Consider the following 13,308-nt stretch of genomic DNA (forward strand, 5'->3'; position numbering starts at 1 on the left):
GTAGGCTGGGCTACTCCTACAATATTCTGTGTGCCTCCGGCTCTTACATTTGCGAACCGCCGCATCCTCATCACACGCGCTCCCGGACGTTCTTCCGAACTCGCGGCTACGCTTGAGGCAGAGGGTGCCATCGTAGTCTCCGTTCCTACTATTGAGATCATTCCTCCCGAATCCTATGCTCCTCTCGACGAAGCACTCGCTCGCGTCGATCAATTCGACTGGATTGTCTTTACTAGTGCGCATGCCGTTGAAGTCTTCGGAGAACGCCGCAATCCAGATATTCTCTCCCCACCTATCGCCGTCATCGGACCTGCCACTGGTCGGGCGATCGAGCAACTGGGCCTTGAGGTCGCTCTGGCTCCCACGAGTTACGTCGCCGAATCTCTCGCCGAATCTCTTGCGCCCCATATGAGGGATGCAAATGTCCTGCTTATTCGCGCGGCAGAGGCTCGTGATGTTCTTCCTGCGGCGCTGAATGAAGCAGGGGCGCGGCTCACCGTTGTCGAGGCGTATCGCAACCAAATTCCGCGTGGGTCAACCCCGCGTCTCCGCGAGCTCTTCGCCTCGCCAGTGGCCTATCCTGACGCGATCACTTTTACCAGCGCCTCTACAGCGCGCAATCTGATAACCCTGCTGGAAGCTTCGGGACTTGTTCTCCCACCCGGCATCGTGCTGGCTTCCATCGGGCCGATTACCTCTCGGACCCTGCGTGAGCTTGGCTTTGAGCCGACAGTCGAGGCCAAGGCCGCGACCATTCAAGAACTTGTTCAGGCACTACGCAACTGCTTCAGCTAATTTCTGACGACGATTCCATCTCGCCCGATCGGTTTCGAGGGCCATATGTCGCACGTCATTTTTCGCAAAAACAGAGAAGGTTCGATTCAGCCTTTTGCGTGGGAACTCCACGTCTTATCGGTTGAGTTGCAAAGCTTCTCCAGCGTGCAATCGATGCACCGTGGCTTTCGGGCGATGCACACCTGTCTGCCATGATGAATTAGTTCATGCGAAAAATTGATCCAGCGATCCTGCGGGATGATCTTCATCAGGTCTCGCTCAATCTTTTCCGGTGTCGTCTGTTTCGTGAGTTCCAGGCGCCGAGATAACCGCATTACATGGGTATCGACAACCACGCCGAGAGCGATTCCATACCACGATCCCAACACGACGTTAGCGGTTTTACGCGCCACTCCCGGCAATCGAAGAATTTCTTCCATTGTTTGCGGAATCTTGCCAGCGAACTCTTCCGTCACCGTGCGACCGGCGCCCTGAATGGATTTCGCCTTGTTGCGAAAGAAACCCGTTGTGCGAATCAGCTCTTCGATCTCAGGCAGGGAAGTGGCAGCCATCGCCTTTGGGGTGGGGAAGGCTTTGAACAACGCGGGCGTTACAATGTTTACGCGTACATCCGTACATTGTGCCGAAAGAATCGTCGCTACTGTAAGCTCCCACGCATTGCGATGATTCAATGCACACACAACACCCGGATAGGTCTTCGCCAGGACTTCCAGGATTGCGTCAATCCTCTTTGGATCAAGCGGATTACTGGCATCACGCGGGGTCTTTACGGTCTTCTTTATGACTCGCTTCGCGCCCGACGTCTTCGCTGTAGCCATCGTTATCCCAGGCGGTCCAGCATCTCCTCGGCAGACACACGAACGCAGCTGAAGATGGGCGTGTCCTGCAGGGTATACATGCTGATCTCCGTCTCGCGAAGCTGCTGCACCAGATCCAGGAAGTCTTCCGGGAAGTTCGTCTCAAAGGCGACCACGAACTCCTGGTCGTCAATGCCGAACGAATAAGTCGTATTCAGCTTCACTCGCGGGTAGCTCAGGCCGATGCGAATATGCTCATCCATCAACCGCTTTCGCTCATCAGCAGGGAGCAGATACCACGGCCTCGTCTTCCAGAAGGGATAGATGAAGATGTACTTCTGGCCGCCGGGTCGAATCGCTCCGCGGCCTTCTCCCTCGCTTTCGTCTGGCCGGTCAATCTGGTACTGCGACCGCTTCGTCATAGCCAGGAAGTTATGCGGCGAGGTTAGATACCCTCCCAACGGAGTCGCCATCAGCTCGCTACGCATCCGGTTCAGCTCGTCGACAGCATAGCCGATCGACCACACGCACATATCCACATCGCCACGCGTGCCCACAGTCGAATAGGTCATCGAGAGGAACTCTCCCGGCTTATTCCACTTCGCCAACACTTCGGCGAAAGCGGCTTTATGAGCGGCCTTCTCTTCCGCTGGAAGCCTGCGCCATTCCGGCATGATCTTGTAGAAGCCGAAACAGACAATCTGTCGTTTCACCGGGGGCTTCGAGGGGTCATGCGCCTGAGCCCCGTAGCTGCTCACCGGGCGCGATTTTGTAGAGACATCCCCTGTACCAGCCGGAGTAACAACAGTATCTGACATGAGCGATTCTCCTGATGCGGGCGTTTCGTTTGTTAATTTGTCCGCGCGGTTGTACAACATCCGCGATCAATTCATCGCGTAATAAAATGCTATCTATCCATGATAGAGCACTCTGACAGACAAGTCATTTTGGCAGTGCCTCGACTTCGGCCGGGACTCCCACGGCAGAATCGACCGGTCGAGGAAATAATTTGTCTCTCAAGGCTAAGGCAGGAAACTCTACGATCTTTGTGAAGAAGATTCCGAGAATCACACCCAAGAGAGATGGAACCAACGCGATCCAGATTGCAGCAAACCATGGAGGCAAGTGGGTCGAGACCTTCACTGTCGGTTCGATGACGGATACATGCCACAGGTAGATTCCATAAGAGTAAAGTCCGATCCACGCCACAAACCGATAGAGAGCTGGCCGTTTTTTCCCTTCGCGGTGCTTGTAGAGCAACATCAGTACGGCAATTCCCATTGCATTTGCGCAATCAAAGCTAATGGAGATAGCCACCGGCGAGTGCAGATTCAGGCGGAAATAAACGATAGTAGCCACAAGAATGGATAACCACAGCCATCGAGGCCGCTGCAGGCGGCGAAATGTATCAGGCGCGTAATGATAGAGAGTTGCCAGCAGTACGCCTTCGAAAATCCCATCAATTCGCGTATGCGTTACGGAATAGACGTCCACTCCATGCGCTGCAAGTATTGCTCGCAGCACGATGATGCTGAGGGTCATCCCAGCCAGAAAGACGAAAAACACTTTCATCCTTACCTTGAGAGCGGCTGCGATGACCAGTAGCAGAACCAACAGTAAATAGGCGTGCTCTTCGACAGCCAGACTCCAGGTATGGGCAACACCGCCCACATAGTTCTGAATGTTAAGGAGATTTCCCCATAGCTGACCCAGAGAGCGATGTCCTGTCAGTAGCATCAACACAATGAAGAGGTAGTACTGGGGCCAGATTTTGAAACCACGTCGAATCAAAAAAACTTTGCTGTTGATGCGCCCTTTGAGCTTCCATTCCTTGATAAGGAGGCCACCTACCAGGAAGCCGCTCAAGACGAAGAAAATATCGACGCCGGCCCAGCCAAAGTGGTGAAACCCCATTAGCCTGAATGGGTAAAAGAGAATGCTTCTGGGCGAGTGAAAGTCCAGCACCATGAGGATGGCGATACCGCGCACGAAGTCGAGTTCTATTTCGCGTTTCAATATTTCGGGGCCCGCTTATGTAGTTCGCTTAGAGGAGGAACAACGATTTTCATAGAGTGACGTTTATCTCCATATTAGCGTACAGCGTATGCGTCCACCCGCTATACTGCGACTGCATGTCCGAGAAGATCCTCACCATCCTCGCTGGATTCATTATTTCCGTTATCTCTGCCGGAGGCTATGCCGGCGTCGCGCTGCTGATGGGCATCGAGTCTGCCTGTATCCCGCTGCCGTCTGAAATCATCATGCCCTTTGCCGGCTATCTTGTGCACACAGGTCAACTCAAATTGTTCTGGGTCGCTACCGCAGGTGCGATCGGCTGCAACCTGGGTTCCATCCCTGCTTACTGGTTAGGCGCGATTGGTGGACGTCCCGCCGTCGAGCGCTTTGGACGATATGTCCTACTCAGCCGCCACGACCTGGACCGCACGGAGCATTTCTTTCAGCGCTTCGGCGGACTCACTGTCCTGCTTGCGCGACTACTTCCCGTCGTCCGTACCTTTATTGCTCTTCCTGCCGGCATTGCACGAATGCCGCAACTTCGGTTTCACGCGTACACGTTTATCGGTTCCTGGCCGTGGTGCTACGTGCTCGCCTATGTCGGCATGAAGTTAGGAGATCGCTGGGAGTCCGATCCGCGTTTCAAGGAAATCTTTCATCGTTTTCACCTCTCAGTAGAGATTGTGCTAGTCGTCGGAATCGTCTGGTTCGTTTGGACACATTGGCGCAACCGCATCCGCACAGAAGCCTCCTAACCAGAAGCAACTCGTCCGTGCTCTTCGAACTGGACGGAATCTTTCCAACATTCCTCGACGGTGACATGGTTTGCAATCGCAGCAAATTACGTTGACGAGCGCATATTCGAGTTACCGCTAAAGACTTGTAAACATTGGGTTTTATTTGCGCCACCTGTTGCCAGTAAGCGATACTAGCTCTTCCGCGCATACGGAAAAATCGCAACAGAAGGGTATCGTTACGCAATGTCTACACCCCACGCCGCGCCCAATGAAGCGGCATCCAGCATCAAGCCAGCCACAGGAAAATTAGGTGTCATGATTCCCGGCATGGGAGCCGTTGCCACGACTTTGATCGCCGGCGTCGAAGCGATTCGGCGCGGTCTTGCTCTACCCATCGGTTCCACGTCGCAGATGGGAACCATTCGTCTGGGCAAACGCACAGAGTCCCGGAGCCCACTGATCAAGGATTTTGCTCCTCTCGCCTCGCTCGATGACCTGGTCTTCACAGGCTGGGACATCTTCGGCGGTAATCTCTACGACGCGGCCAAGACGGCTCAGGTACTCGATAACGATCAACTGCAGCAGATTCGTCCCTTTCTGGAGTCCATTGAGCCGCTGCCTGCAGCATTCAACCAGCACTACGTCAAGCGCCTGGAAGGCAAGAAGGTAAAAATCGGCAAAAACAAGTGCGACCTCGCCAACCAGATTCGCAATGATATTGCGGAGTTCAAAAGTAAAACCGATCGTCAGGTCATGATCTGGTGCGGTTCAACCGAGATCTACATGGAACAGGCGCCTGTCCATCAGACGCTTGCGGCTTTTGAAAAAGGCCTTGTTGAGGATGATCCGTCGATCACTCCATCAATGCTTTATGCGTGGGCTGCGCTTAAAGAGGGAATTCCTTTTGCAAATGGGGCGCCAAACCTGACAGTCGATATCCCTGCTTTGCAGGAGCTCTCGAAAAAGATGAACGCTCCTATCTGCGGCAAGGACTTCAAGACCGGGCAGACCTTCATCAAGACTGTGCTTGCCCCAGCGTTCAAGGTACGCAATCTTGGCGTTGCAGGCTGGTACTCGACCAACATTCTCGGGAATCGGGATGGCGAGGTTCTGGACGATCCGGATTCGTTCAAAACGAAAGAGGTCTCAAAGCTTGGCGTGCTTGAGCACATCTTTCAGCCTGAGCTTCATCCTGAACTCTACAAGGACCTTTATCACAAGGTTCGAATCAACTATTATCCCCCCCGCGGCGACAACAAGGAAGGCTGGGACAACATCGACATCTTTGGCTGGCTTGGCTATCCGATGCAGCTCAAGGTCGACTTCCTTTGCCGCGACTCCATTCTTGCGGCTCCGCTCGCTCTCGACCTGATCCTCTTTATGGATCTGGCCGCACGTACGCCGTCGCTTCGCGGACTGGGGATTCAGGAATGGCTCAGCTTCTACTTCAAGGACCCAGATTCGGCCCCCGGCGTCTATCCGGAGCACGATTTGTTTATCCAGAACATGAAGCTCAAGAACACCCTTCGCCACATCATGGGCGAAGACCTGATTACACATCTCGGTCTGAATTATTACGGAGAGTAAAGTTCCGGCCAAAGCGCAGTAGCATGGCGGCTGCAAGCATGATTTGCAGCCGCCATATTTTTATTATCGGCTATGGGTGAAGGCGACATTGGATGTTTTTGCGGCGTGAGTTTTGTCATGCTCAACCGTAACCTGCTGAATAACTTGACGTGCGATACCAAGGCCACCACTCTTCGAGATCGCCTTCGCGACGGCTTCAACCCCGAAGCTGTTGATCGTATCGGACCCACTGTCGGAGCTCTCATCTCCACTCCAGCTGTCCTCATTTGAACGTAAGGGCTTCAACATCTCCTGAAGTAGCATGCCTTCGAATTGCTGAGCTGCATCGGTCAGCTTCGCGCGGTTGCGCAGATCATTATCGAGAATACCGTGCGTTGTAACGTCCTGGACATTCATCATAGAACCTCGATCTCCGCTTCTAGCGCCCCGGCAGACTTCATCGCCTGGAGAATCGAGATAACATCTCGCGCGGATGCTCCAATGGTTTGAAGGCTGCGGACAAGATCGTCTACGGTCGCCCCTTGCTTCAGCTCGATCCGGTTGACCGGCTTGTCCAATGCATCGACATTGGTCTGCTGCACGACCTTCGTGTTTCCGTTGGAGAATGGACCCGGCTGCGATACCTGAAACTCGCTCACAACGTTGACTGCGAGCCCTCCATGCAAGATAGACACGGGCTGCAGCACAACCGTTCCTCCGATTACCACTGTTCCAGTGCGCTCGTTGACGATCACCTTGGCTCGAGGATAGATGGGAACCTCAATCGATTCGACCTCAGCGAGAAAGGCTGGAACTTCTTCGCCAGGCCTTGCCGACAGAACAACCCTGCGGCTGTCGACTGGATGAGCTGCAGCCCTATTCAGTGTGCGGTTGATAGTATCGGCGACGGCTTCGGCGCTACGAAAGTCAGCATCGTTCAACAGCAAGGAGAACTGATTCTTGCCTTCGATCTCAAGTGGAACCGCGCGCTCAACGATGGCACCGAAGGGAACCCTAGCTGTGTTGGGATGATTCATCTGTTTTACATTACCGTTGACACTGATCGCGTATCCTCCCACCACTAGAGGCCCTTGCGCCTGGGCGTAAATCTTGCCGTCAGCGCCGTAGAGCGGTGTCATCAGAAGGAGTCCGCCTTCGAGACTGCGGGCGTCTCCGGCAGAAGAAACGGTGATGTCCAACTTTGTGCCAGAGCGGGCAAAGGGGGGCAATGTTGCCGAGACAAATACTGCGGCAAGATTCTGTACACGGATTGCTCCGGCCGGAACGCTCACGCCCATGCGCAAAAGAGTAGATGCCAGGGTCTGGGTAGGGAAGGTCGTCTGCTGACTGTCTCCCGTGCCCTGCAGGCCAACCACAATTCCGTAACCGACCAGCTGGTTATCCCGTATACCTTCAATCGAAGCGATGTCCTTCACGCGTGCGAGCTTCTGGCTGTGGGCGGTTTCGACGGCAGCGAGATGGCTCCCCAAACCTGTGATCAGCAGCAGCATCCCGCATTCGATCCACCGCATGTTTTTGTGAAAGAGCTTCATTTTCGCCGAAAATATCTGTAAATGCGCCATCATAACCAGCTCTCTGGATCTAAAAGATCAGTGCGCGCTGCAGCAACCGAACTATAACGTTCGGCCGATGCGTGTAATCGGTGATGATCCCTTTGCCGCGAACTTCAAGCTCGAGGCTGGAGATCGCGGTGGAAAGGATCTGGTTCCGTTGAGAGATGTCCTCAGGGCGAACAACACCATGAAGTACGATCGTCTGCGTCTGCTGGCTGAATTCCACCTGCCGCGCGGCTTCGATCACGAGCATTCCGTTCGGAAGAACCTCTATAACGTGACCACCAAGGATCGTGCTCAGACTGGAGTTCGTCGCGCTGGTTCCTTGTGCGTTCAAACCAGCTGCAGAGCTTTGATTGACCAGATTTTGCAGGGCATTGCCTGCGTGAAGCGTTCCGAAGAGAGCCGAGACCTGAGAATTGGCATTCGAAGCTCGTGAGTTTTTCACCGTGCCATCTGTTGACGCAGCGAGATTCTCATCCACGATCACGGAGATCAGATCGTGTGGGCGCATCGCTCGCACATCGGCCATCATTCGAGTTAGCCGACCGCTGTCTATCCATATGGACCCTGGAGCTGCCTGTACAGCTGAGTTCTCAGCCCGCACCCGCGCAAGATACGAGTCCAAAGAGACCTCTGCCACGTTTGGCTTAGGATGAAGCTGGTTTTTAATCGTTGCAAGCTGACCCGATAACGAAGTCGTAAGCGACAGCATCATTAACACCAAGAAAACTGCGTTTCTGGAACCCAAAAAAGTTCTCCTCGTCAGCGTCTCGCCTTGACCTCGTTGATAACGGACTCTCATGGTTCGATCTCCACATGGCCAGGACCGCGAACGATTCCGCGCAACGTCTGTTCCTGATTGGTATCGAAGCCGGGGTGGAGCAGTCGTACGCGGACTTTGTTGCCGATGGCCCCATTTTCTTCTGCTCTGCCGGCAACTTCGATGCGTATGTTGTTGTTCTGAATTTGCAACTGTACGAGATCCCCTGCATGGATGATCGGAAATGGAGACTGCATCCATGGGCTGCTGCTCACATGGTTGCCGAGGAGAGAGACTTCAGTCTGCAGCGCCAAATCGGGCAACGGCATTGCAATAGAGGGTCTATCCGGATGACCGCAGCTTGTAATGATCGCCCATCGTTGGTTCAACAGAGGATCCCAATGGACTTTCGCAATCCTGTAGCCGTCCTTCTGTGCCAGCATAGAAGCGGTCACGTCAGATCTGATTGTTCTGACGGCCATGGAAGGAGTGCGAACGCAAACGGACTCCAAGGAATATGCAGTCGAGCTAACTGCAAAGGCAAGACTGATCGCAATCGGGAGACTCTTTTTGAGAATCAAGACGCTCATGGAGATCCTAACGAACGAGACCATTGATCTGCGAATACATATCATCGGCGACATGCACGACTTTGGAGTTGCTCTCATAAGCACGCTGCGCCAGGATCATCTGCACGAATTCTGAGACGACATCAACGTTCGAACCTTCGAGATAGCCTTGCTGGAGGGTTCCCATCCCGGTATTTCCCCCAGGAGTGTCCGTGATGGGAACCCCAGATGCGTCTGTCTGCAAGAACAGATTTCCTCCGATCGATTGAAGGCCGCCCGGGTTGGCAAATGTGGCCAGTTGAATTGTGCCGAGCTGTGTTGGTGTCGCCTGCCCGGGGATGGTCGCCGAGACTACGCCATATTGGGAGATCATGACATCTTTGGCATTCGAAGGAATCGTGATAGAAGGCAGTACAGGATCACCATCTGCCGTTACGAGTTGACCCTGATTCGTGGGATGGAAGTTTCCAGCGCGCGTATAAGCGATCGTGCCATCGGGCCGCGAAATCTGAAAGAATCCGCTCCCCTGGATGGCAATATCGTAAGTGTTTGAGGTTTGGTTGTAATCCCCCTGTGTCATGATTACTTCGGTCGCCGCCGATCGGGTTCCCAAGCCGATTTGCAGCCCTGCCGAAGTCGTTTGCTGACTTTGCGGAGATCCCGGCGTAATCATGTTCTGATAGATCATGTCTTCGAATTGAAGACGGCGGCGCCGGAACCCTGCGGTCGCCGAGTTTGCGAGGTTATTGGCTACCGTGTCCAAATTAGCTTGTTGGGCACTCATTCCGCTGGCTGCCGTATAGAGAGCTCGGATCATGCTGTTCTCCTTGGTAAACTCAAACGCGCGGCAGTTCTTCCGTCGCCGTTTTGTCAAATTCGTTATTGAAGACGCTGAGGGCTTTCTGCATCATTTCTGCCTGGCGCTGAACCAGGACGAGTTGCATTGAACCGTGGATGGCATCCTGATTTGCACCTTCAATTGACCCTTGCTCAATCACGCCGCTGCCTGTGATTGGCTTTTCCCCATTGGCGGTGAAGCGATTCGTTCCTTCTGCTGTCAGCGCGTATCGATTGCTGAAATCAAAGACTTCAATCCGCCCCACGATCCCGCTTCCTCCAGGAGTTGAGACGGATACGCTCCCATCGGGAGAGATATGAATGGATCCGGAAGGAATTGCGATGGGCTGTTGCTTGGCATCGAGCACTGGCTCTCCGAGACCGGTTTCAAGAATTCCGGCCGGAGATCGCCTAAACGCTCCATCACGCGTGTATCGAACGCCATTCGCTGTTTTAATTGCGAAAAATCCTTCGCCTTGGATCGCGAGATCCAACGGATTGCCAGTAGTCACAATCTGCCCTTGTCCAAGGTCAAGGGCGTTTCCACCGAGAATGCCAAAATCGTTCACGGTGTGACCTATCTGCGAAGCTTCAGGAGAGTTTGGCCGAAGGCTGTCCACTAGAACACCGCGAAAAAAATCACGCTGGGCCCTAAATCCGTTGGTGCCTGCATTGGAGAGATTGTTGGCGGCGGTATCGAGTGCCTGCGTCCGCGCCATCAATCCTGTATATGCCGCATATAGTCCGCTATCCATGCGAAGGGATAAAGCAGGTTGTCTGCCAAAGTAGGGTGCTTCAGGTTAGAGGAGCCTAAGCTTGATATCTTCTCAAGCATTTCCCGGTTCAAGCCGATAGAAGCTCAAGAGCAGCAGTGACCGTGGAGGGCAGGTGCGAGCATTAATTATTGACGATTCGGCAGTGATGAGGAAGGTAATTGAAAGGGCGCTACGGCAGTCTGGAATTGATTTTTTGGAAATATTGCAGGCTTCTAACGGAGAAGAGGCACTTGAAATCCTGCGTGGCGATGCGGCAAGTACGATGAAAATTGGCCTTATCATCAGCGACATCAATATGCCTGTTATGGATGGCTTGCAATTCCTTGAAGCCAGGCGTGATCAGCAGCTTGCGGTCGGAGTTCCTGTCGTGATGATCACGACAGAGGGAAGCGAACCATTTGTCCTGCGAGCCATTGCCGCGGGGGCACAAGGTTATATCTGCAAACCGTTTACTGCGGAGCAGGTAAAGGCGCGTGTGGTGCCATTGCTCGAGGCGGCCTAGATATGACAGTGCAGCAGATCCAGGACCTCGACTGGGTCGGAAGACTTGATTCGGCAGTCTCGGAGGTCTTTGAGATGATGCTGGAGCGAGACTGTGCGCCCACAGAGAAAGCCGACATCGTCGATCCTTCTATCTCAGCCCGGATATTGTTCTCCGGATCGATTCGCGGAGAGTGCGTGTTGTTTGCAAGCCGTATCGTCGCTCAGGTTACGGCAGGAGTTATGCTCGGAGCCGTTTCGGAGTCTGATAGCCCCATGATCGAAGATGCGATCGGCGAGCTATGCAACATGATTGCTGGTGGTTGGAAGAGCAAGCTTGGATCTGACGAAGCAATCTGTGCCATCTCTCCACCAACAATATCTACGCACCCAACGGCCGAGTCTGGCGGCTTCTTTGAAGGAGGCTTTCGCAGATTCTATTGTTTCGAAGGCCATGTATTTGGTGTATACATGGCCTTCTGACTAGCCTTTCGATTCGCAGGGAAGCCCTATCTTACGACTGACTGGAAGAGGGAAGAGGTAAGCAGAGAAGCAAACTGGCTGTCAGAAGAGGAATAGGAGACAACCAGAGTGCCTGAATTGGAGTCGATCGTGGTTTGATCGAGAGCAGTCTTCTCCAGTGGGCTCCCCTGGTTTTTTTTCAACAGCGAAACGCCCTTGAGAAGTGTGGCACAGGTTGCCGCGGTCATCGTATCGCTCATCACAACGGCCATGTCGAACTTAACGCCGTTTTGGAAGTCCATCGTATAACGGGAGCTCTTCATCCGATTGCGAACTGTGTCGTAGTCCGCTAGTTGCGAAGCATCTCCAAGCACAGAGCGCATCATCGTCTGTGTTCCTTTTTGGTCGAGAAGACTCCACACGGCACGTTGTTCCACAGCTAGCATCTCGTTGGTCATGTCACTATTGGAGAGAAAATTCGCGGTGAGGCCATCGCGCGCGTCGAGCGCCGCCTGGACTGCCGTGCGGTCGCCAAAGACCATCGTAGTTTGATTTAGAAATACAACGCTCATCCCATTCGAACCCATGGGATAGATGCTGTTATTGCGCAGCATGGTCGGCTTGACCTTATTTTTGGCGAAATTCGCCAAAATCTCACGTGTGTGAAACTGGCCCTGTGCTACTCCCATAATGTGAGAGCCTTGAGATGAGGAGCCATCGCGAAAAGCAGCAAAAGTGAGAACATCCGCATCCTGATCGACCTTCAAGCCCGAGGTTTTGAGGGCTCTTTCAAGGCGTCCGAGCTCAGGTGGAAGAACGCGATCCTTTAGCTCCATTGCTGCCGGAGAGTTTTGCATCGCCCGGTAATCGACGGAGATGATCTGCTGGATGTCACGGGGAATTGCCGATTTGGCATCACTCGAAAGCTGAGCAGCTGGGCAAAGATTGGCCGAAAGGGCCAGGAAAGACATTGAAAGCAAGGACTTGAAGATCAAAGGGATAACTCCTGCAAAACTAAGAAGTCTTAGAAACAGCCAAGACCTGTCTATTGTTTCTTGTTTTGGCGATGTGAGGCAAGCCTTTACATCTGCCATTTAAGTAGACGAAGGCGTATGACTTAGGAAAGCGCGCGATTTCAGCGGGAAACTTGTTGTGAAGCCCAAGAAAATTCGAACCTATCTCAATTGGTTTGATGACTTTGCGAGATTAGCGCTGGTGGATAGGCCCACCGCTTGTAACCAACCGAGTGGAGAATCAACCATAAAGTCCGGCTTCGCGGCCGCTAACCGTTCCGGAGCCAAGCCAAAACTGCACCCGACAGAGATTACTCCTGCCGCGCGCGCCGTAAGCACGTCGACGTCGGTGTCTCCGATCATAAGGACCTCTGCCGGATGAATGGGCGAACCTGCAAGTGCTGAGCCTTCTGAGATCAAAGTAGTCAGGCCATGAGGGTCCGGCTTCTTGGTATGGAAGCTATTTCCACCGTAGTTTTGAAAGAAGTATTGAGATAGACCAAAGTGGTCACAGATGACTCGAGACGGGTTCACTGGCTTATTGGTGAGGACTGCCATCAACGTGTCCGGCAGAGCCGTGTGAATCGCCGCCAACGTGTCCATCACTCCGGGGTACACGTACGTAAAGTCCAGCTTGTGAACTCTGTAATATTCGAGGAAGTAATGCACCGCGTCCGAGACGTACTCTTCATCGTGAGCGTCACCCTCGGGATCGCCCAGAGAACGCCGAACAAGCATGGACGCACCATCGCCAATATAGCTAGCGATCACCTCGTCAGGCAGCTTCGGCTTGTCCAGATGCACAAGCATCGCATTGACTGAGTTGCAAAGGTCCTGGCGGGAATCGATCAGGGTACCGTCGAGGTCGAAGACAATAAGCCGTGGAGTCACAGGTTCCATAACTCCAGCTTATTGCTTTTGCC

At 53.5% G+C, this 13,308-nt stretch carries 16 protein-coding genes; 5 read left to right on the forward strand and 11 right to left on the reverse strand.

Annotated features, from left to right (window positions below):
• The first annotated feature begins 30 nt into the window (after window positions 1–30).
• A complete protein-coding gene (locus AC5S26_RS23250; RefSeq protein ID WP_494187337.1) occupies window positions 31–795 on the forward strand; it encodes a uroporphyrinogen-III synthase in 765 nt (254 codons plus the stop codon).
• Between the two features lie 86 nt (window positions 796–881).
• Here AC5S26_RS23250 and nth read toward each other — a convergent pair whose 3' ends face one another.
• The 3 genes from nth to AC5S26_RS23265 form a co-directional block, all read right to left on the reverse strand.
• Window positions 882–1,613, reverse strand: a complete 732-nt coding sequence (gene nth / locus AC5S26_RS23255) for an endonuclease III (protein ID WP_494187338.1) — start codon at window positions 1,611–1,613, stop codon at window positions 882–884.
• Window positions 1,614–1,615: 2 nt separating this feature from the next.
• Window positions 1,616–2,410: a chlorite dismutase family protein gene (locus tag AC5S26_RS23260; RefSeq protein ID WP_494187339.1), complete on the reverse strand. Its 795-nt coding sequence runs from the start codon at window positions 2,408–2,410 to the stop codon at window positions 1,616–1,618.
• A 124-nt stretch (window positions 2,411–2,534) separates the two neighbouring features.
• The gene (locus AC5S26_RS23265) at window positions 2,535–3,608 is read right to left on the reverse strand and encodes an acyltransferase family protein (RefSeq protein WP_494187340.1); all 1,074 of its coding nucleotides are present in this window, start codon (window positions 3,606–3,608) and stop codon (window positions 2,535–2,537) included.
• A 116-nt stretch (window positions 3,609–3,724) separates the two neighbouring features.
• Here AC5S26_RS23265 and AC5S26_RS23270 point away from each other — a divergent pair, with 116 nt between their 5' ends.
• Both AC5S26_RS23270 and AC5S26_RS23275 read left to right on the forward strand, forming a co-directional pair.
• Window positions 3,725–4,363 (forward strand): DedA family protein, encoded by a 639-nt coding sequence (locus AC5S26_RS23270; protein WP_494187341.1) that lies wholly within the window; start codon window positions 3,725–3,727, stop codon window positions 4,361–4,363.
• Between the two features lie 225 nt (window positions 4,364–4,588).
• A complete protein-coding gene (locus AC5S26_RS23275) occupies window positions 4,589–5,932 on the forward strand; it encodes an inositol-3-phosphate synthase (protein WP_494187342.1) in 1,344 nt (447 codons plus the stop codon).
• A gap of 63 nt (window positions 5,933–5,995) precedes the next feature.
• On the opposite strand, the gene AC5S26_RS23280 is transcribed toward AC5S26_RS23275, so the two are convergent.
• The 6 genes from AC5S26_RS23280 to AC5S26_RS23305 form a co-directional block, all read right to left on the reverse strand.
• Window positions 5,996–6,331 (reverse strand): hypothetical protein, encoded by a 336-nt coding sequence (locus AC5S26_RS23280; protein WP_494187343.1) that lies wholly within the window; start codon window positions 6,329–6,331, stop codon window positions 5,996–5,998.
• Window positions 6,328–7,464, reverse strand: coding sequence for a flagellar basal body P-ring protein FlgI (locus AC5S26_RS23285; RefSeq protein ID WP_494187344.1), 1,137 nt, complete (start codon window positions 7,462–7,464; stop codon window positions 6,328–6,330). Before AC5S26_RS23285 ends, AC5S26_RS23280 begins: the two co-directional genes overlap by 4 nt.
• Before the next feature lie 49 nt (window positions 7,465–7,513).
• Window positions 7,514–8,092, reverse strand: a complete 579-nt coding sequence (locus tag AC5S26_RS23290) for a flagellar basal body L-ring protein FlgH (RefSeq protein WP_494187603.1) — start codon at window positions 8,090–8,092, stop codon at window positions 7,514–7,516.
• 194 nt (window positions 8,093–8,286) lie between these two features.
• Window positions 8,287–8,703, reverse strand: coding sequence for a flagella basal body P-ring formation protein FlgA (locus AC5S26_RS23295; protein ID WP_494187345.1), 417 nt, complete (start codon window positions 8,701–8,703; stop codon window positions 8,287–8,289).
• A gap of 142 nt (window positions 8,704–8,845) precedes the next feature.
• Window positions 8,846–9,634 (reverse strand): flagellar basal-body rod protein FlgG, encoded by a 789-nt coding sequence (gene flgG, locus AC5S26_RS23300; protein ID WP_494187346.1) that lies wholly within the window; start codon window positions 9,632–9,634, stop codon window positions 8,846–8,848.
• A gap of 19 nt (window positions 9,635–9,653) precedes the next feature.
• Window positions 9,654–10,409, reverse strand: coding sequence for a flagellar hook-basal body protein (locus tag AC5S26_RS23305; RefSeq protein ID WP_494187347.1), 756 nt, complete (start codon window positions 10,407–10,409; stop codon window positions 9,654–9,656).
• A gap of 133 nt (window positions 10,410–10,542) precedes the next feature.
• Here AC5S26_RS23305 and AC5S26_RS23310 point away from each other — a divergent pair, with 133 nt between their 5' ends.
• Together AC5S26_RS23310 and AC5S26_RS23315 are read left to right on the forward strand one after the other, a co-directional pair.
• Window positions 10,543–10,932 carry a response regulator gene (locus AC5S26_RS23310; protein ID WP_494187348.1) on the forward strand — a complete coding sequence of 130 codons (390 nt, stop codon included), beginning with the start codon at window positions 10,543–10,545 and terminating at the stop codon, window positions 10,930–10,932.
• A 2-nt stretch (window positions 10,933–10,934) separates the two neighbouring features.
• Window positions 10,935–11,393 (forward strand): chemotaxis protein CheX, encoded by a 459-nt coding sequence (locus AC5S26_RS23315; protein WP_494187349.1) that lies wholly within the window; start codon window positions 10,935–10,937, stop codon window positions 11,391–11,393.
• A 26-nt stretch (window positions 11,394–11,419) separates the two neighbouring features.
• Here AC5S26_RS23315 and AC5S26_RS23320 read toward each other — a convergent pair whose 3' ends face one another.
• The gene (locus AC5S26_RS23320) at window positions 11,420–12,367 is read right to left on the reverse strand and encodes a hypothetical protein (RefSeq protein WP_494187350.1); all 948 of its coding nucleotides are present in this window, start codon (window positions 12,365–12,367) and stop codon (window positions 11,420–11,422) included.
• A gap of 180 nt (window positions 12,368–12,547) precedes the next feature.
• Window positions 12,548–13,285, reverse strand: a complete 738-nt coding sequence (locus AC5S26_RS23325; RefSeq protein WP_494187351.1) for an HAD family hydrolase — start codon at window positions 13,283–13,285, stop codon at window positions 12,548–12,550.
• Window positions 13,286–13,308 lie beyond the last annotated feature (23 nt).

The sequence above is a fragment of the Edaphobacter sp. FHG110511_03 genome (assembly GCF_059115365.1).

Bases quoted from the DNA above. Each gene is read 5' to 3' on its own strand.
- nth (WP_494187338.1), bottom strand. From the start codon at position 1,613: ATGGCTACAGCGAAGACGTCGGGCGCGAAGCGAGTCATAAAGAAGACC.
- AC5S26_RS23315 (WP_494187349.1), top strand. From the start codon at position 10,935: ATGACAGTGCAGCAGATCCAGGACCTCGACTGGGTCGGAAGACTTGAT.
- AC5S26_RS23325 (WP_494187351.1), bottom strand. From the start codon at position 13,285: ATGGAACCTGTGACTCCACGGCTTATTGTCTTCGACCTCGACGGTACC.
- AC5S26_RS23270 (WP_494187341.1), top strand. From the start codon at position 3,725: ATGTCCGAGAAGATCCTCACCATCCTCGCTGGATTCATTATTTCCGTT.
- AC5S26_RS23260 (WP_494187339.1), bottom strand. From the start codon at position 2,410: ATGTCAGATACTGTTGTTACTCCGGCTGGTACAGGGGATGTCTCTACA.
- AC5S26_RS23285 (WP_494187344.1), bottom strand. From the start codon at position 7,464: ATGAAGCTCTTTCACAAAAACATGCGGTGGATCGAATGCGGGATGCTG.
- AC5S26_RS23275 (WP_494187342.1), top strand. From the start codon at position 4,589: ATGTCTACACCCCACGCCGCGCCCAATGAAGCGGCATCCAGCATCAAG.
- AC5S26_RS23305 (WP_494187347.1), bottom strand. From the start codon at position 10,409: ATGGATAGCGGACTATATGCGGCATATACAGGATTGATGGCGCGGACG.
- AC5S26_RS23280 (WP_494187343.1), bottom strand. From the start codon at position 6,331: ATGATGAATGTCCAGGACGTTACAACGCACGGTATTCTCGATAATGAT.
- flgG (WP_494187346.1), bottom strand. From the start codon at position 9,634: ATGATCCGAGCTCTCTATACGGCAGCCAGCGGAATGAGTGCCCAACAA.